Here is a 17,664-nt window from a genome sequence, read left to right as displayed (position 1 = left end):
ACTTTTCCATCACGTTGAGGAAATGTCAAACGGAGTCAGGCCGGCGGCCGGAATGAATCCGGCCCGACCTCGCCATGCTCGGTGATGATGGCGTCGAAGCCGTCCATAACCGAGAAAAAGGCGCGCTTGAGCTTGCCGATCTTGCTTGAGTCGATGACCAGGTAATTTTCGCGCGCCAGGCTCATCACCTTCTGCTTCACCACCGCCTCGTGAAAATGTTCGCAGGTGGCGCCGCGCTTGGCATCGACGCCGGCGGCCGACAGGAAGGCAGCGTTGATGCCGACGCTGTTCAAGATCTCGAAATCATGAGTGCCCGAGAAAGACGCCGACGCCGGATGGTAGACGCCGCCCAGCATGATGATCGTGACATTGGCCTTGCGGCTCAGGCGCTCCGCGACATTCATGGCGTAACATATTGCCGTTATTTGATAATTATCGGGAATGAGATCGATCAGATGGATCAGCGTCGTGCCGCAGTCGATGAAGATCGTCTCGTCGGGCCGTATCTTGCGCACCGCATGCGCGCAGGCTTCGCGCTTCGCCGCCGCATGGCTGTCGGCCGCGGTCGCCAGCTCGTAGGGAATATCGGCCTCGATCTCGGCCGCCGCCAGTATGTGTCCGCCGAGATAGGCGATCTGTCCCTGGTTGGTGGCGATGTCGCGCCGCACCGTCATTTCGGAAACGCCGAGAAGCGTTGCCGCCTCGCTGAGATGGATGACCCGCCGCTGCGACAGCAGATCGATCAGCCGTGCCGTCCGTTGCGCTTTGCGAGCAGTCATGCGTTGGGCCTGTGCATCCCTTGAAATGTGAGGATTTTAACAACCGCTCTCATTCAGATGCAAGGCCGGTGTGCGGGGTTCGCCCTGCCATGGCTAACGGACGCGCCTGTTTAGGAGGTTTTGGCTTAGCTGGGACCGGCCGCCGAGACCGTCAGGCCTTGGCGGGTTTCCCCGCCCCGAACCGCAGCCCATCCATCAAGAGCTTGACCAAGCGCCGCGAGCGGTCGCGCCACTCCGGCGTGTCGGGCGCGGAGTAGATGCCGGACAGCGCGTGCAGCACATCGGAGGCGTCGACGTCGTCACGGATGGTGCCGTCGGCCACTGCCGCCTCGACCAGTTGCCGCAAGGCCTGCGACACCCTGCCCGACGTGTCGGAAAACAGCGTCGAATTGGTGGTGAGCAGAATGCGCAGGCTGGTCGCCAGACCGCGCTTGGTGGCGATGTAGTCGACGAAGCGCCGCATCCATTCTTCCAGCGCGACATCGGAGGGATGTTTTGCCGCAAGCTCGCCGGCGGCCGTGCACAGCGCCTCCACCTCGCGGCGGTAGACCACCTCGACCAGATGCTCGCGCGTCGGGAAATGCCGGTAGAGCGTGCCGATGCCGACGCCGGCGCGCCGCGCGATCTCCTCCAGCGAGGCGTCGATGCCGCGCTCGGCAAAGACCGATGCCGCCACCTCGACCAGCCGGTCGCGGTTGCGTTGCGCGTCGGCGCGCAGCGGTTTTTCCACTGCGGCCTTCTCTGCGGCGATGTCGGCTGCGGCCAATTTTTTCTCCACGAACGAAATATGGGGGCTTGAACCCGGTCGGGCCAACCCCCACGTAATAAACGGAGGCGCCTCCGCTTTAGTGGAGTGCCTTTATCATATAAGAAGGGGAACGGGTATGTCACGTCTTTCGAACCTGCAAGCCGACATCTCCCCTGCCCGCCTGTCTCCCGGGAGATCCGCTGTCATCTCCACTTCCGCCAGCACCTGACCATAAGGTTACCTTGCCCTTCTCCGGCAAGGCACCAGTTCACTTCCGATCCGCGTCAAGCAAACTGGAGCCAGACGCCCATGACCAGCCTTCCCCTCACCCTCACCATCAACGGACACCGACACGAACTGGAGGTCGATCCGCGCGTAACCCTGCTCGACCTCTTGCGCGAGCGGCTTGACCTTACCGGCACCAAGAAGGGCTGCGACCGCGGTCAGTGCGGCGCCTGCACGGTGCTGGTCGACGGCAAGCGCATCAACTCCTGCCTGGCGCTGGCGGTCAGCCATGACGGCGCCAACGTCTTGACCATCGAAGGCGTGGCCCACGGTGAAGAGCTGCATCCGGTTCAGGCCGCCTTCATCGCCCATGACGGCTTCCAGTGCGGTTTCTGCACGCCCGGCCAGATCATGAGCACGCTCGGCCTGATCGCCGAGGGACAGGCCGGCGACGATCCCGAACGCATACGCGAGGGGCTGAGCGGCAACATATGCCGCTGCGCGGCCTATGGCGGCATCGTCGAGGCCGTCCTGGAAGCCCAGGAAAAACTTGCCACAGCCGACCGGAGGGCCGCGGCATGAGAGACTTCGACTATATCAGACCCGCCACCATTCCCGACGCCATCGCGGCGGCGGCCGAGCCGGCTTCGGCCTACCTGGCCGGCGGCACCAATCTGCTCGACCTGATGAAGGGCGGCATCACCAGCCCCGAGCGCATCGTCGACATCTCGCGGCTGCCGGAACTCAACCGCATCGAACGGCTGGACGATGGCGGCCTGCGCATCGGCGCGCTGGTCCGCAATGCCGATCTCGCCCACGACGCGGCGTTCGCCAGGACCTATCCGGCGGTGGCCGAAGCGCTGCTGTCGGGTGCCTCGGCGCAGCTTCGCAACGCCGCCACTGTCGGCGGCAATCTCCTGCAGCGCACGCGCTGCAGCTATTTCTACGACACCGCCAGCGCCTGCAACAAGCGCGAGCCCGGCGCCGGCTGCGATGCACTGGGTGGCGAGAACCGCCTGCACGCGGTACTCGGCTGGAGCGAGGCCTGCATCGCCACCCATCCGTCGGACTTCTGTGTGCCGCTGGTGGCACTCGACGCCGTCGTCGAGATCGAGGGCAAGGAGGGCCGGCGCCACGTCACGCTGGCGGAATTCCACCGGCTTCCCGGCGAAACGCCGCAGCGGGAGAATGCGCTGGAGCCCGGCGACCTGATCGTGGCGGTGCGCCTGCCGGCGGAGGCCGCCTCCTTCGCCGCCAATGCCCGTTACCTGAAAGTCCGCGAGCGCACCTCCTATGCTTTCGCCGTCGTCTCGGCCGCCGCGGCACTTGTCGTCGATGGCGGCAAGATCCGCGCCGCGAGGCTGGCGCTCGGCGGCGTCGCGGCCAAGCCGTGGCGGGCGCGCTCGGCGGAAGCCGTCCTGCTTGGCGCCGATGCCAACGCGGCGACCTTCGCCAGTGCGGCGGACGCCGCCTTGGCCGATGCCAGCCCCTCCGGCGGCAATGCGTTCAAGATCGAACTCGCCCGCCGCATCGTGGTCAGGGCGCTGACGTCTGCCTTGGCGGGAACGCCCGAGCGGCTGCCGGCCCTTCCTGCCTCCCCGTTCTCAAACAGTCCCGGAGCGCGCCATGACGCTTGAACTCAGCCTCAACCAGCAACCCGCCCATGCCCGGCAGGGCTCCAGCATCGGCCAGCCACTGACCCGCCGCGACGGTTTTCTGAAAGTCACCGGTGCAGCCCGCTACGCGGCCGACAACCATCCGCCCGGCATGCTCTACGCCGTGCTCGCTGTCTCCAGCATCGCGCGCGGCCGCGTTGCCTCGCTGGATGTCGAGGCAGCCAAGGCGCACAAGGGCGTGGTCGAGGTGATGACGCCCAAGAACCGGCCGACGCTCGCCGCCGACCCGGATGCCAAGGACCATCCCTTCATGTTCCGGCTCGACCTGCTGCAGAACGATCAGGTCCGCTACCCCAACCAGAGCATCGCCGTGGTGATCGCCGAAACGCTGGAGGCGGCGACCGAGGGGGCGGCGCTGCTCTCGCCGCGCTATGAAGTGCTGCCGGCGCGCGTCGGTCTCGACGATGTCGAAAGCTTCGTGCCGCGCGGGGTCGGCGTCGGCAATCCGGCCGTTCAGCACAAGGGCGACGTCGAGGCCGGCCTCAAATCGGCAAGGACGCGGATCGAGGCCACCTACGAGACGCCGGCCCAGTACCACAACGCCATGGAGCCGCACGCGATCGTCGCCGCCTGGGATGGCGACCGGCTGTCGATCGACACGCCGAGCCAGGGCCTGGCCATGGCGCAGGGCCGCATCGCCGGCCTGTTCGGCATCGCGCCGCAAAACATCCACATCCGCAGCCCTTTCCTCGGCGGCGGCTTCGGGTCGAAAGGCATGATTTCCGGGCCGCAGGTGCTGGGCATCCTGGCGGCGCGTCTCGTCGGCCGTCCCGTCAAGCTGGTGTTGCGGCGCGAGCAGATGTATGGGCCGGTCGGTCACCGCGCGCCAACGCGCCAGACCTTGCGCATGGGCATGGATGGCGAGGGGCGGCTGATGGCCATCGGCCATCACGCCAAGACCACGTCGAGCACCTTCGACGATTTCTTCGAACCGGCGGCGGACGCCTCGCACACGCTCTATGCCAGCCCTGCCATCACAACCTCGCACGAGGCGGTGCGGCTCGACACCGGCACGCCGCTGTTCATGCGCGCGCCCGGCGAAGCCACCGGCTCGATCGCGCTCGAAAGCGCCATCGATGAGGCGGCTCACGCCTGTGGCATGGACCCGCTGGAATTCCGGCTGCGGAATTATGCCGAGGTCGAGCCGATGACCGGCAAGCCGTTTTCCTCCAAGGCGCTGCGCGAATGCTACAGACAAGCGGCCGAGGCGTTTGGCTGGGCGAGCCGCCCACTGCAGCCGCGGCTGATGCGCGACGCCGACGGTTTCCTTACCGGTTGGGGCGTGGGCACCGCGACCTTCCCGGCCATCATGTTCCAGGCCGAAGCGCGAGCGGTGCTGAAGGCCGATGGCAGCGGCCTTATGGAGACCGGCGCGCAGGACATGGGGCAAGGCGCCTGGACCGCCTTCGCCCAGATCGCAGCCGATGGGTTGGGGCTCGACATCGACCAGGTCGATTTCAGGGCCGGCAGCTCCGACCTGCCCAATGCGGGCATTGCCGGCGGCTCCGGCCATACGGCGACGGCCGGCATGGCGATCCACAATGCCGGTGCCGCCGTGATCGCCAGGCTCGCCGATCTCGCCACCGGCAACGAGGCCTCGCCGCTGTTCGGCGCCGGCAATGAAGGCGTGCTGGCGCGCGGCGGCCGGCTGTATCGCCGCGACGACGAAAATCGCAGCGAAAGCTATGGCGAGATCCTTTCTCGCGCCGGCCTGACGGAGATCGAAGGCCATGGCAAGGGCGCTCCAGACCCGGCGTCCCAGGAGACCTATGCCAAGCACGCGCATGGCGCCGTCTTCGCCGAGGTCAAGGTCGATCCCGATTTCGGGCAGATCCGCGTCACAAGGCTGGTCGGCGCCTTCGCCGCCGGGCGGGTCATCAATCCCAGGCTTGTGCGCAGCCAGTATTATGGCGGCATGATCTGGGGCGTCTCCTTCGCGCTGCATGAGGAAGCCGTCGCCGACCGGCGCTCGGGCCGGATCCAGAATGCCAACCTCGCCGAATACCATGTCCCGGTGAATGCCGACGTGCCGTCGGTCGAGGCGCTGCTGGTCCACGAGGACGACCCCTACGTCAACGCGCTCGGCATCAAGGGCGTCGGCGAAATCGGCATCACCGGCACGGCCGGCGCGGTTGCCAACGCGGTCTGGCATGCGACCGGTGTGCGGCCCCGCCGCTTTCCGATCCGCATCGAGGATCTGCTGGGGTGAGGAGTGGTCCGCGTAGCGGACGGGAGGCCGATTACGTGGCTTCCCAAATGACGAACGCCCGGAGCGAAAGCGCCGGACGGACAGGTGGGCCTCCACCTGTCCAACATGAAATAATCCCACCAGCTTCAAGCAACTGGAGCCCGACGCCCATGACGAAAATCCCCGTACATCTCGACATTAACGGCACCCATCATCACCTGGAGCTCGAGCCGCGCGTCACGCTGCTCGATGCCTTGCGCGAGCGGCTCGGCCTGACCGGCACCAAGAAGGGCTGCGACCATGGCCAATGCGGTGCCTGCACCGTGCACATCGACGGCGAGCGTGTGCTGGCGTGTCTGACACTGGCGGCGCAAGCCGAGGGCCGTAGCATCACCACCATAGAGGGGCTTGCACGGGAGGGCGAACTGCATCCCGTGCAGGCGGCCTTCCTCGAGCAGGACGCCTTCCAGTGCGGCTATTGCACGCCGGGCCAGATCATGTCGGCGGTGGCCTGCATCCGCGAAGGCCATGCCGGTTCGGATGAGGAAATCCGCGAATACATGGCCGGCAATCTCTGCCGCTGCGGCGCCTATCCGCACATTGTCGCCGCTGTCCGCCAGGCAGCCCTGGAGGTCGCATCATGAGGGACTTTTCATACCTACGCGCCGGCTCGGTCGATGCGGCACGCCAGGCGGCCGCCCTGCCCGGCGCCATGCTGCTGGCTGGCGGCACCACGCTGATCGATCTCGCCAAATGCGGCGTCGCCGAGCCCGACAGCCTGGTCGACATCACCCATCTCAAGGGGCTCGACCGGATCGAGGTGAATGAGCGCGGCGCCACAATCGGCGCGCTCGCCAGAATGGGTCACGTCGCCGACCACGCCGACATCAAAAGCCGCTTCCCCGCAATCTCCGAAGCGCTCTGGCAGGCGGCCTCGGCGCAGATCCGCAATATGGCGACCATCGGCGGCAATCTGATGCAGCGCACGCGCTGCCCCTATTTCCGCGATCCCGCGAATTTTTCCGCCTGCAACAAGCGTAACCCCGGCAGCGGCTGTTCGGCCATCGGCGGCGTCACCAGGGGACATGCCGTGCTTGGCACCAGCGAGGCCTGCATCGCCATGTATCCCGGCGACCTCGCCACCGCGCTGGTCGCCTTCGACGCGACAGTCCATCTCGGCGATCGCCAACTTTTGGTCGACGACTTTTTCCTGCTGCCCGGCGCCACGCCCGACAGGGAACACGCGATCGAGCCGGGCGAGATGATCACCGCCATCGAAATCCCCAGCTCCGCCGCTGCCCGCCGCTCGACCTATCTGAAGATCCGCGACCGGCAATCCTATGAATTTGCGGCGGCAAGCGCGGCGGTCGGCATCGAATTCGAAGCTGATGGCCGCACCATCCGCGACCTGCGCGTGGCGCTTGGCGGCGTGGCGACAAAACCGTGGCGGGCATGCGCCGTGGAAGACGCGCTGAAAGGCAAGGTGCTGGAGCCGGAAACCGTCCGTGCCGCCAGCCGGCTCGCCGTCGAAGGCGCGGTTGACCATGGCGCCAACCGCTACAAGATCGAGCTCGCGCCGCGCGTCGTCGCCAGGGCCATCCTCAAATTGGGAGAGACGGCATGACCGTTCACAACATCAGACATGGTGACGCTTCCGATGGCGCGCTGGCGGAAGCCGTCGGCGGACGTCTGTCGCGCGTCGACGGCCCGGCCAAGATCACGGGTGCCGCCAAATATGCCGTCGAGCAGCAGCTCGAAGGCCTCGCCTATGCCGTGCTGGTCGAAAGCACGATTGCGTCAGGTAAGGTGCGCGCGATCGACACCACAGAGGCTCAGGCAGCACCGGGCGTGCTGCAAGTGCTCACCCCAGACACCATCATCAGCCTGAGGACCGCAGCGGACTGGTTCGGCACGCCGCCGCCCGACAAGCCCTACTGCCCGCTGGCGCGCGACATCACCTTCTCGGGCCAGCATGTCGCCGCAGTCGTGGCCGAAACCTTCGAGCAGGCCGTCGCTGCAGCCGCGCTCGTCAAGGTCAGCTATGACGAGACGCCGGCCATCGTCGACCTCAGCGACGGCAAGGCCGGCGACGGCATTCCGATCGACGCCATGACCAAGGAATGGGGCGATGCGCCCGCCGCCTTCGCCTCGGCGCCGGTGCGGATCTGTGCCGCCTACAACACGCCGCGCGAGTACCAGGCGCCGATGGAGCCGCACGGCCTGATCGCCCGCTGGGAAGGCGATCAGCTCACCGTCTGGGAGCCGAGCCAGTGGCTCGACGGCATGGCCCGCACCTATGCCGAATGGTTCGAAGTGCCGTTCGAGAATGTGCGGCTGGTCTCGCCCTATATTGGCGGCGGCTTCGGCTCCAAGGCGCTGGCGCTCAGCCACGGCGCGGTGGCCGCCAGTGCCGCCAAAATGCTGGGGCGGCCGGTGAAACTGGTGATGACGCGGCCGCAGACCTTCACTGGCTATGGCGGCCGCGCCGCAACGCGGCAGACAGTGACGATCGGCGCCGACCGTGACGGCGTGATCCAGTCGATCGTGCATCGCGGCGTCAATGAAACATCCATCGACGGCATGTGGGTCGAGCCGCTGGGCTCGGTCACCTCGATCATGTACGCGACGCCGAATTTCTCCTCCAAGCAGAATGTCGTGCGGGTGAACTCGGTGGTGCCGGGCGCCATGCGCGCGCCGGGCGAAAACCCCTCGGCCTTCGGCATCGAAAGCGCCATCGACGAGCTCGCCTACGAGGTCGGCATCGATCCGCTGGAGATCCGGCTGCGGAACTATGCCGAGCAGGACCCCCACGCCAAAAAAGCCTGGTCGACCAGGCAGTTGCGCGAAGCTTTTGCCGCGGGCGCCGAGCGCTTTGGCTGGGCCAGGCGCACGCCTGAGCCGCGCTCGATGCGCGACGGCAACCAGCTGATCGGCTGGGGTGTCGCCGCCGGCACCTATCCCGTGCGGCGCGCCTATGGCGAGGCGATCGTGCGCATCCTGGCCAACGGCTCGGTCGAGGTCGAAAGCTCCTCGATCGACATGGGCCAAGGCACCTACACCATCCTGGCGCAGACCGCCGCCGAGACGGTCGGCGTGCCGGCCGACGACGTGGTGGTGAAGCTTGGCGATTCCCGCTTTCCCCGCGCCGGCGTCACCGGCGGATCGCGGTTGGCTGGCGTCATGACGGGCGCGGTCTACAAGGCGGCGACCTCGGCGCTCGACCAGTTGGTGGGGCTCGCCATCAGCGATCCGCGCTCGCCTTTCCACACGCTGCAGGCGAACACTTTGGTGGTCGCCAACGGCCGCATCGGCTCGCCACGCGGCGACGGCCCCGATGTCTCGATCGCCGAACTGCTCAAGAGCGTCGGCCGCGACCAGATCGAGGCGACCGGCGACACCATGCCGGCCAATTCAACCGCCGAGGATCGCTACAAGAACTACACCACCATCGCCATGTCGGTGCCGCACACCGAGGGCGACTATTCCCGTCACTCCTGGTGTGCGCATTTCATCGAGGTGCGGGTCGACGAGGATTTCGGCACGGTGCGCGTCTCGCGCGTCGTGTCGGCGCTGGATTCCGGCCGGCTCTACAATCCGAAACTCGCCGAAAGCCAGTGGAAGGGCGGCATCATCATGGGCATCGGCCAGGCGCTGCTGGAGGAAGGCATCATGGACCGCCGCCACGGCCGCATCGTCAACAACAACCTCGCCGACTATCTCGTGCCGACCAATGCCGACATTCCCGACATCGAGGTGATCTCGGTCGGCATTCCCGACCTGCACTCTTCGGTGCTCGGCGGCAAGGGTGTCGGCGAACTGGCCATTGTCGGCGTGGCACCCGCGATCGCCAATGCGGTCTTCCACGCGACAGGCAAAAGGATCAGGGACCTGCCGATTACCTTGGAAAAGCTGATCTGAGGGTGAAGTTGCCGATCTCCCCCCTCGAGGGGGAGATTACGCGCTCCGCCCTCACTTCCCCTGCCCCTTCATGAACTGGCTGAGCAGATCCACCGGCAGCGGGAACACCACCGTGGACGAGCGCTCGCCGGCGATGTCGTGCAAGGCCTCGAAATAGCGCAATTGCATGGCCTGCGGCTCGGCCGCCAGCATCCGGCCCGCCTCGACCAGTTTCGCCGCCGCCTGCTGCTCGCCTTCGGCGTTGATCACCTTGGCGCGCCGCAGCCGCTCGGCTTCGGCCTGCTTGGCGATGGCGCGGACCATGTTCTCGTTCAAGTCGACATGCTTGATCTCGACATTGGAGACCTTGATGCCCCAGGCATCGGTGCGCTGGTCGAGGATCTCTTGGATGTCGCTGTTGAGCTTGTCGCGCTCGGCCAGCATCTCGTCCAACTCATGCTTGCCAAGCACCGAGCGCAGCGTGGTCTGCGCCAGCTGGTTGGTGGCGGCCATGAAGTCCTCGACTTGGATAACCGCCCGCTCGGCGTCGACGATGCGGAAATAGAGCACCGCGTTGACCTTCACCGAGACGTTGTCGCGTGAAATGACGTCCTGCGGCGGTACATCCTGCACCACCACCCGCAGATCGACCTTCACCATCTGCTGGACGAAGGGGACGAGGATGATGAGGCCGGGACCCTTGACCCCGGTGAAGCGGCCGAGTGTGAAAACCACGCCGCGCTGATATTCCCTGAGGATACGGATGGCCGCGGACAAGAACATGATCACGACCAGCGCAACGACCAGATAGGCCACATAACCAATCATCATTGTCTTGCTCCATTCCTTCCAGCATCGCGCCGCCGCACGGTGAGCACGAGGTCGCTTATGTCGGTGACCTCGACGCTGTCGCCGGCCGCGATCGGTTCGTCGGCCTTTGCCCGCCAGCGCTCGCCCAAGGCCAGCACATGGCCCTCGCCGCCCTGCCAGTCGAGGATCTCGACGGGCAGGCCGCGCATCGCCTCGCCGCCGACGCGCGGCGGGTTCTTGCGCACCGCCCAGACATAGGTGGCGGTCAGCAGCGCCAGCCCAAGCGTCAGCGCGGCGGCGGGACCGATGACGGCCCATGACATGGCAAAGCCCGGCCCCTCGACTCGGAGAAGCATGGCGGCGCCAAACAGAAAGGCAACCACGCCGCTTAGCCCAAGCACGACGGTGGGATTGAAGGCCTCGACGACGAGGAAGGCGATGCCGAGCAGCATCAGCGCAAGGCCGGTGTAGTTGATCGGCAAGAGGTTGAGCGCATAGAGGCCGAGCACGAGGCAGATGGTGCCGATGACGCCGGGCGCGACCGCGCCGGGACTGGTGAACTCGAAGACGATGCCATAGACGCCGACCAGCATCAGGATGACGGCGGTGTTCGGGTCGGTGATGACGGCAAGCAGCCGGATGAACCAGCCGGGTTCCAGCGTCTCGACCGGCAGCCCCTTGGTCGCCAGAACCACCTTTTTGCCTGCCACATCGACGGTGCGCCCATCGGCCAGTTGCAGCAGCTCGGTGGTGTCGTGAGCGACGAAGTCGATGACATGCTCCTGCAGCGCCGCATTGGCCGACAGGCTTGCCGCCTCGCGCACCGCCTTCTCGCCCCAGTCGCCGTTGCGTCCGCGCAGTTCGGCGAGCGAACGGATCAGCGCGACCGCGTCATTGGTCACCTTGGCCATCATCGCGTCGCCTGCCGGCCGCCCGCCCTGGCCCTTCTGATCGCCCTGGTCCTTCTGGTCACCCTTGTCGCCGCCGGGAAGCGACGGCAGCCCGCCGATCTCGACCGGCGTCGCGGCGCCGAGATTGGTGCCCGGCGCCATCGCCGCGACATGGGTGGCGTAAAGGATGTAGGTGCCGGCACTCGCCGCGTGGCCGCCGGCCGGCGCGACATAGCCGATGACTGGCACCGGCGACGCCAGGATATCGGCGATCATCTCGCGCATCGAGGTGACCAGCCCGCCAGGCGTATCGAGTTGCAGGATGAGGACTTCGGCGTCCCGCTTGGCGGCGACATCAAGCGCTTCTTCGAGCTGCCTGGTGCTTGCCGGCCCGATGGCGCCGTCAATGGCGACGCTCAGCGCAACCTTCTCGCTCCCGGCCGAAGAGCAGGGAGAAAATGCAGCCACGACGACAAAAGCCGCGGCAAGAAGGGCCACCCGCGCGAAGGACACGCTCAAAGCTCCATGGACTCAATATGGGTTGTATTTTGGCGAGTCCAAGAGGAGCCGACGTCGGCGATCGGCGAAGGCCGAAGTGACGACGGATTGCGGTTCCCCGCGCGGCAAAGGCCAGCGCGGGGTATTGTTCGGCCTGGCGGATCAGAACTTGTAGCTGAGCCCGACCCGGACATCGTGCGTCTTGAGGTCGACGTTCGTCACCGTGGCAAGACCCTCTGCCAACGAGAGACCCTTGCTGCCGAAGTCGGTGTAGCGATATTCGACCCGGGCGATCCACCTGTCGGTGAAGGCCTGCTCGACGCCGGCCCCCACCGTCCAGCCAACATAGCCTTCGTCGTGGATTACTATGTCGCCGGTGGGGGTGGCGGTGATCAGAGTCGCTTCATACTTGGCAGCGGCCACGCCTGCGGTGATGAAAGGCAAGGTCCGATCGAACGCATAGCCGGCCCGCAGCCGCGCCGAACCCGACCACTTGATTTCGCTCTTTATCAAAGCGCTGCCACCGAAGTTCGTCAGTCCATCGACATTATTGTAAGCAATGTCGGCCTCGGCACCGAGCACGAAGCGGTTCGCCATTTGCTGATTGAAGCCGATATGGACGCCGCCGATAAATCCATCCGGATCGAGGGTGCTGTTAAGGTCGGTTGCCCCACCGATACCGCCGGCGGCGATAAAAAGATTCGACTTTCCAGCCACGTAGCCGACGTCGACGCCGGCATAGAGGCCAGACCAGTCGTAGCCGGAAACGGGCGAAGCCTCAGTGATGTCAGCCGCGCACGCCATGCCGATCGGCGCGAGGATGAAGGCCGTAGCGAGAAGAATCGTTTTCATTGTTTGTCTGCCGCCCCAAATTTGTGGTCCCCGCCGCGAAAATGCTCCGCGGCGATCGATCACCCGGTGTCGCATTGTCAGCCGGTCACGTCTTGGGCTGGGCCGCACCGCAATTGTCCTGGAACGCGCCGCTGCACTTTCCCGATCACTGTGGCCGATCAGCCGCAGCCGATCGGCGCGTCAGGAAGCTGCTGCTTCCCCGGCAAGGGGCGATCGGCAGCCTCAGCCGGCCCACCACTATGATCCGGGAGCCGCGACGGGCGTGCCGATATCCGAAATTAGTTTGACCAGATCGGCCTGGCGGCGCGTGCCGGTCTTGGCGAAGATACGGTTGAGATGGGTCTTCAGCGTGTTTTCGCCGATGCCAAGCGACAAGGCGCTTCTGGACGCGGACAATCCGCTGCCGATGCGCAGCAGAACCCGCGCCTCCGCCGGCGTGAGGTCGAACAGCGTGGTCAGAACGGCCTCCGGCAGTGGCGAGGAGGACGTCGTGGTCGAGACGAAGACAGCGGCACAAGCTGGCCGGAACGCCGCGCGCGCGGTGCCTTCGGTCAACGGCAGCACATAGGCGACGGCGGGCGGCTGACCCGGGGCCGAAATGGGCAGGCCTATGCCGCGCGAACCAAGCGAGCCATCGGCGCCCGCGGCGCCGGCGATCGCGTCCAGCAGGGCACGGGCACCCGCCGGGTTCTCCGTCTGCAGCACGCCGTTCCTGGAAAGAATGGGACCATGGCCTGAGAGCATCAGATCGGCGGCTTCATTGGCATGGAGGATCACGCCGTTGGCGCCGGTCAGAACGACAGGTACGGCGAGATGGTCGAGTGCCGCGCGATAAAGATTGGCGGCCACGCGGGCCTGATCGAGCAGATCGCCGATCAGCGACGCACGGCGCAGATGCGGCGACAGTAATGCCAGGAAACGCTGCTCTTCGAGAGTTATGATGCCCCGGTTGGCCCGCGTGGTGCAGCCCATCAGGCCGATCCGGTCCGGCGTGTGGACGAATTTGACAATGCAACCTTCGCGCAGTCCCTGTGGCCTGGCCCAATCCTGAAAAAAGGCCGTCTGCTGGAGTTCGGCTTCGCTCATCAGCGACAGCGTCGCGACAGGCGTGTCGACGTCGCCGACGACCGCCGCCTTCAGACCGGGGATACCGTCAAAGTCGTAATCCTCCTGGAGCGTGCGCATCCGCACGGGATCCCAGGGCGATTGAGCCGCGAAACGGCCGTAATTGTCACCGGTGCTGGCAAGCGCGATGGTGGAATAGGCCGCATCGACGGCTTCGGTGATCCGGGTCATGACCCCTTCCCAGCCTTCCGGATTCAAAGCGCAGTCGTAGATATCACCGATAATCGAACAAAGAAGTTCGCTGCCCAGCCTCTCCACCGCTTCTCCTAAGCTCCCGATATGACCAGCCTCGCATGACGAATGGCGGGCAAAATGAACCAGCAACATTGACAGCGGCCCGGTGCAAAGAAGCCGGTCCCGCTGGCGGATTTCGCTGGCGTCATACTTTCGGGTGACGCCAGGCGCAGTTGAGCTCGATTAAGAGTTCAATCGGTTGAACACCAGAGTACGGTGCCGAAAAGTGTGAAGCGGTCTTCTGGCGACATCATGCTCGCTCTCTTCGACTTGGAGATGGATTCAGATTTCAGGTCAGTCCGGCTCTGGCCGTCAATGTTGCTCGCCATTCCAGGAATGGAAAGCGTCACGTTCGACGATTTTGAAGTTTGGGGTTTAGCGGGGGCGCTTCCTTGTCACGAAAAACAGTATTTTCATCGGCTCAATTGCCCGAGCACCTTGGCGAACGCGATCGCTTTTCCCTCTGGCAGGATATCCATGTCGCCGAGATCTGGTCGGTCGAATACGGCATATCGGAAAAACTGCCTTTCCAGGCCGCGATCGAAGCCACGGCCGTCGGGTCGCTGGTGCTTGGCCAGATGGCCGGGACAATCCGGCAAGCGACGCGGAAGGCGAGCAACATCGCCGATGACGGCAATGACGGCTATCTGTTGCTGATTAACAAGGCCGACACCGTGTTGAGCGGGGCGCAGGCCGGCCGCGAATACGGCGTCGGTCAGGGGGAAGCCGTCCTGGTCACCGCGGCGGAAGCGCTGAAAATGACCGGCGCCGACTGGAATGTGTGGACGAACGTGGTCGTGCCACGCGCAATCCTCACCCAGGCCTTCCCGCAGATCGATGCCAGGCTGGCGTTGAAGATCGGCGCCGAAAACGAAGCGCTCGATTTCCTCAAACGCTATTGCCAATTGCTCGAGACCGGCCCCCCTCTCGCCTCGCCCGATCTCGTAACCCATGCCACGGAAACGATCGTCGATCTGATCGGACTGGTGACCGGCGCGAAGGGCGAGGCCGCCGAACTCGCCGGCCTGCGCGGCCTGCGGGCGGCGAGACTGCAGGCAATTCTGGCCAAGATCACCGACAATTTCGCCAACCCCGGCATCTCCGCGCAAGGCGTCGCGAAAGAACTCGGGCTATCGGCGCGCTATGTCCAGGATCTGCTCCAGGAGACAGGCATCAGCTTTTCTGAACGTGTTCTCGAACAGCGCTTGCAGGGAGCACGCAAGATGCTCTCGCAAAGGCACAATGACGCCCTGCGCGTCAGCGAAATTGCGCTGATAAGCGGATTCAGCGATGTGTCCTACTTCAACCGCTGTTTCCGCCGCCGCTTCGGCTACACGCCAACGAGTGTGAGATAGTTCCGCTGCCGGACGGGCGGCGCGATTTCCCTTCCTTCCGAGACGGAGGCCGCTCCTCCAGCCGCGCCCGAGGCGGCGATAGTGCCAAACCATCACAGTGCGCGGAAAAGCCACCGCACTTCGCTCCAGTCCAATTCCAGTGCGGCCCTGCCCAAGACAACAGCCTGACGCCGGTGACATGTCAGCTCAGGGTGAAACGACTGCCACGTCAGGGGATTGAATGCCGCAGCACGAATTTGGAAGCCGCAAGGCGAAGGCGTTGAAGTATCTGGCGCTGACGTCGACCGCGCTGGCCTGTCTTGGCCAGCCAATCACTGCCTCGGCTGACGAGATATGGACCGGCGCCACCTCCACGGACTGGTTCACCGCCGGAAACTGGAAAAACAGCACTGTTCCCACGTCGGGTGACGACGTCTTGCTCAATCCGACGTTCCCGAATCCGACCGTGATAAGCGGGACAAACGCGACCGCGCATTATCTGTTTCTTGGCACCATTGCGAGCTACACAGGCTCGCTGACGATCAAAAACGGCGGCACGCTCGCCAGCACCGCCGGCTATGTCGGCTATCTTTCGAACGCCAGCGGGGTCGTGACCGTTACGGGAGCAGGCTCGGCCTGGAACAACAGTTCGGACCTTTTCCTTGCGTCGAGTACGAACAGCACCGGCACCTTGACGATCTCGAACGGCGGCGCTGTCAGCGACACCGTGGGTCATGTCGGTTACGGTGGCACCGGCACAGCGACCGTCGACGGGAGCGGCTCAACCTGGACCAACAGCGGCGACCTTTACATCGCCGAACATGGCACGGGCACGCTTGTTGTCACCAAGGGCGGCGCGGTCAGCAATGCCACGGGCACCATCGGTTGGCATGTAGGTTCCAACGGCATGGTGACGGTCGACGGTGCGGGCTCGAGCTGGACAAACAGTTCCAATCTGTTCGTCGGCGATCAAGGCGCGGGAACGTTGACGGTCTCGAACGGCGGCGCCGTCAGCAACGCCTCGGCCCATATCGGCCACTTGGCGGGCTCGACCGGCATGGTGTTCGTCGATGGCGCCGGCTCGACCTGGACCAGCAGCGGATCGCTGTCTGTCGGCGATCTCGGCACCGGCACGCTGGCGATCAGCCATGGCGGCGCCGTCAGCAATGGCGGGGGAGTTGTCGGTGCGATCGCAGGCTCGACCGGCATGGTGTTCGTCGACGGTGCCGGTTCGACCTGGACCAACAGTTCCAACCTGGCCATTGGCGATTTCGGCGCCGGCACCTTGGCGATCACCAATGGCGGCGCGGTCAGCAACGACACGGCCTATATCGGCAATTCGATTGGCTCGAGCGGCATGGTGTCGGTCGCCAATGCCGGCTCGACCTGGACCAGCGCGGACATGTATGTCGGCGGCCTCAGCACGGGCACGCTGTCGATCTCGAACGGCGGCGCGGTCAGCAGCGGTTCGACCTATGTTGGCTATGGTGCCGCCTCGACCGGCACGGTCTTTGTCGACGGCGCCGGCTCGACCTGGACCAACAGCGGCAATCTCACCGTCGGCAATCTTGGTACGGGCACGCTGGCAATCAGCAACGGCGGCAGCGTCGTCAGCCAGGGAGGCGTTGTCGGCGTCGACGTGGGTGCCAGCGGCTCGGTCACGGTCGACGGTATCGGCTCGGTTTGGACCAACAATTCTTCCCTCACTGTCGGCGCAGACGGCACTGGAACGCTCGCGATCTCAAACGGCGGTAAGGTCACCAGCACTGCTGGCTATCTGAGCTTTGACGCCGGTTCCGTGGGCACGGCAACAGTCAGCGGCGCGGGATCGACCTGGACCAACAGCAGCCTCCTTTTTGTCGGCCAGCGTGGTACGGGCTCATTGATCGTCTCGAATGGCGGCAAGGTCGCCAACACGGATGGCTTTGTGGGCGGCAGTGCCGGGTCCATCGGCATGGCCAGCATCAGCGGCACCAACTCGACGTGGGCCAATAGCGGAAATCTCAATGTCGGTGGTTTTGGCCCAGGCACGCTGACGATTGCGAATGGCGGCACTGTGTCGGCCGGCGGTGTGGTCAACATCGCCGGCCTGGCGGGCTCCATCGGCACGCTGAACATCGGTGCTGCGGGCGGATCGCCGGCGACGGCCGCCGGCTCGCTCAATGCCGCGAGTATCCAGTTCGGACCGGGCGCGGGTACGATCAACTTCAACCACACCGACGCCAACTACATCTTCGCTGCGGCGATGAGCGGCGCGGGCACGATCAACCAGATCGCCGGCAACACCAATCTGACCGCCGATTCGAGCGGCTTCACCGGCGCCACCAATGTGAGCGGCGGACGGCTGGCGTGAACGGTTCGCTGGCCGGCTCGCTGGTGACGATCTCGGGCGGCACGCTGGGCGGCAA

14 protein-coding genes are annotated in these 17,664 nt (G+C 65.3%); 8 read left to right on the top strand and 6 right to left on the bottom strand.

Going from position 1 to position 17,664, the window contains the following annotated elements; translation table 11 throughout:
- Nucleotides 1-35: 35 nt before the first annotated feature.
- Both DBIPINDM_RS30135 and DBIPINDM_RS30130 read right to left on the bottom strand, forming a co-directional pair.
- Nucleotides 36-779, bottom strand: coding sequence for a DeoR/GlpR family DNA-binding transcription regulator (locus DBIPINDM_RS30135; RefSeq protein ID WP_258582613.1), 744 nt, complete (start codon nucleotides 777-779; stop codon nucleotides 36-38).
- 151 nt (nucleotides 780-930) lie between these two features.
- Entirely contained in the window at nucleotides 931-1,557 is a 627-nt protein-coding gene (locus tag DBIPINDM_RS30130; protein WP_416361721.1) for a TetR/AcrR family transcriptional regulator, read from the bottom strand.
- 279 nt (nucleotides 1,558-1,836) lie between these two features.
- On the opposite strand from DBIPINDM_RS30130, the gene DBIPINDM_RS30125 reads away from it, so the two are divergent.
- The 6 genes from DBIPINDM_RS30125 (at nucleotide 1,837) to DBIPINDM_RS30100 (ending at nucleotide 9,534) form a co-directional block, all read left to right on the top strand.
- Nucleotides 1,837-2,334, top strand: a complete 498-nt coding sequence (locus DBIPINDM_RS30125) for a (2Fe-2S)-binding protein (RefSeq protein WP_258582611.1) — start codon at nucleotides 1,837-1,839, stop codon at nucleotides 2,332-2,334.
- A complete protein-coding gene (locus DBIPINDM_RS30120; RefSeq protein ID WP_258582610.1) occupies nucleotides 2,331-3,389 on the top strand; it encodes an FAD binding domain-containing protein in 1,059 nt (352 codons plus the stop codon). Before DBIPINDM_RS30125 ends, DBIPINDM_RS30120 begins: the two co-directional genes overlap by 4 nt.
- A complete protein-coding gene (locus DBIPINDM_RS30115) occupies nucleotides 3,379-5,637 on the top strand; it encodes a xanthine dehydrogenase family protein molybdopterin-binding subunit (RefSeq protein ID WP_258582609.1) in 2,259 nt (752 codons plus the stop codon). Before DBIPINDM_RS30120 ends, DBIPINDM_RS30115 begins: the two co-directional genes overlap by 11 nt.
- A 149-nt stretch (nucleotides 5,638-5,786) precedes the next feature.
- Nucleotides 5,787-6,260, top strand: a complete 474-nt coding sequence (locus DBIPINDM_RS30110) for a (2Fe-2S)-binding protein (protein WP_258582608.1) — start codon at nucleotides 5,787-5,789, stop codon at nucleotides 6,258-6,260.
- Nucleotides 6,257-7,240 (top strand): FAD binding domain-containing protein, encoded by a 984-nt coding sequence (locus DBIPINDM_RS30105; RefSeq protein ID WP_258582607.1) that lies wholly within the window; start codon nucleotides 6,257-6,259, stop codon nucleotides 7,238-7,240. The genes DBIPINDM_RS30110 and DBIPINDM_RS30105 overlap by 4 nt, the downstream gene beginning before the upstream one ends.
- Nucleotides 7,237-9,534: a xanthine dehydrogenase family protein molybdopterin-binding subunit gene (locus DBIPINDM_RS30100; protein ID WP_258582606.1), complete on the top strand. Its 2,298-nt coding sequence runs from the start codon at nucleotides 7,237-7,239 to the stop codon at nucleotides 9,532-9,534. The genes DBIPINDM_RS30105 and DBIPINDM_RS30100 overlap by 4 nt, the downstream gene beginning before the upstream one ends.
- Nucleotides 9,535-9,585: 51 nt before the next feature.
- On the opposite strand, the gene DBIPINDM_RS30095 is transcribed toward DBIPINDM_RS30100, so the two are convergent.
- The 4 genes from DBIPINDM_RS30095 to DBIPINDM_RS30080 all read right to left on the bottom strand — a co-directional run bounded on the left by DBIPINDM_RS30095 (nucleotide 9,586) and on the right by DBIPINDM_RS30080 (nucleotide 13,859).
- Nucleotides 9,586-10,344, bottom strand: coding sequence for a slipin family protein (locus DBIPINDM_RS30095; protein ID WP_258582605.1), 759 nt, complete (start codon nucleotides 10,342-10,344; stop codon nucleotides 9,586-9,588).
- Nucleotides 10,341-11,726, bottom strand: coding sequence for an NfeD family protein (locus DBIPINDM_RS30090; RefSeq protein WP_258582604.1), 1,386 nt, complete (start codon nucleotides 11,724-11,726; stop codon nucleotides 10,341-10,343). Before DBIPINDM_RS30090 ends, DBIPINDM_RS30095 begins: the two co-directional genes overlap by 4 nt.
- A gap of 147 nt (nucleotides 11,727-11,873) precedes the next feature.
- Complete coding sequence (locus DBIPINDM_RS30085; RefSeq protein ID WP_258582603.1) at nucleotides 11,874-12,563, bottom strand: outer membrane protein; 690 nt, start codon at nucleotides 12,561-12,563, stop codon at nucleotides 11,874-11,876.
- A 237-nt stretch (nucleotides 12,564-12,800) separates the two neighbouring features.
- Nucleotides 12,801-13,859: a helix-turn-helix transcriptional regulator gene (locus tag DBIPINDM_RS30080; protein WP_258582602.1), complete on the bottom strand. Its 1,059-nt coding sequence runs from the start codon at nucleotides 13,857-13,859 to the stop codon at nucleotides 12,801-12,803.
- Nucleotides 13,860-14,314: 455 nt separating this feature from the next.
- Here DBIPINDM_RS30080 and DBIPINDM_RS30075 point away from each other — a divergent pair, with 455 nt between their 5' ends.
- Complete coding sequence (locus DBIPINDM_RS30075) at nucleotides 14,315-15,277, top strand: AraC family transcriptional regulator (protein WP_258582601.1); 963 nt, start codon at nucleotides 14,315-14,317, stop codon at nucleotides 15,275-15,277.
- Nucleotides 15,278-15,497: 220 nt separating this feature from the next.
- Nucleotides 15,498-17,609, top strand: a complete 2,112-nt coding sequence (locus DBIPINDM_RS30070; protein WP_258582600.1) for a hypothetical protein — start codon at nucleotides 15,498-15,500, stop codon at nucleotides 17,607-17,609.
- The last annotated feature ends 55 nt before the right edge of the window (nucleotides 17,610-17,664 follow it).

The sequence above is a fragment of the Mesorhizobium sp. AR02 genome, assembly GCF_024746835.1.
Taxonomy (GTDB): domain Bacteria; phylum Pseudomonadota; class Alphaproteobacteria; order Rhizobiales; family Rhizobiaceae; genus Mesorhizobium.
The sequence above is the reverse complement of the archived record's forward strand: the minus strand, read 5'-3'. Positions and strand labels throughout refer to the sequence as shown.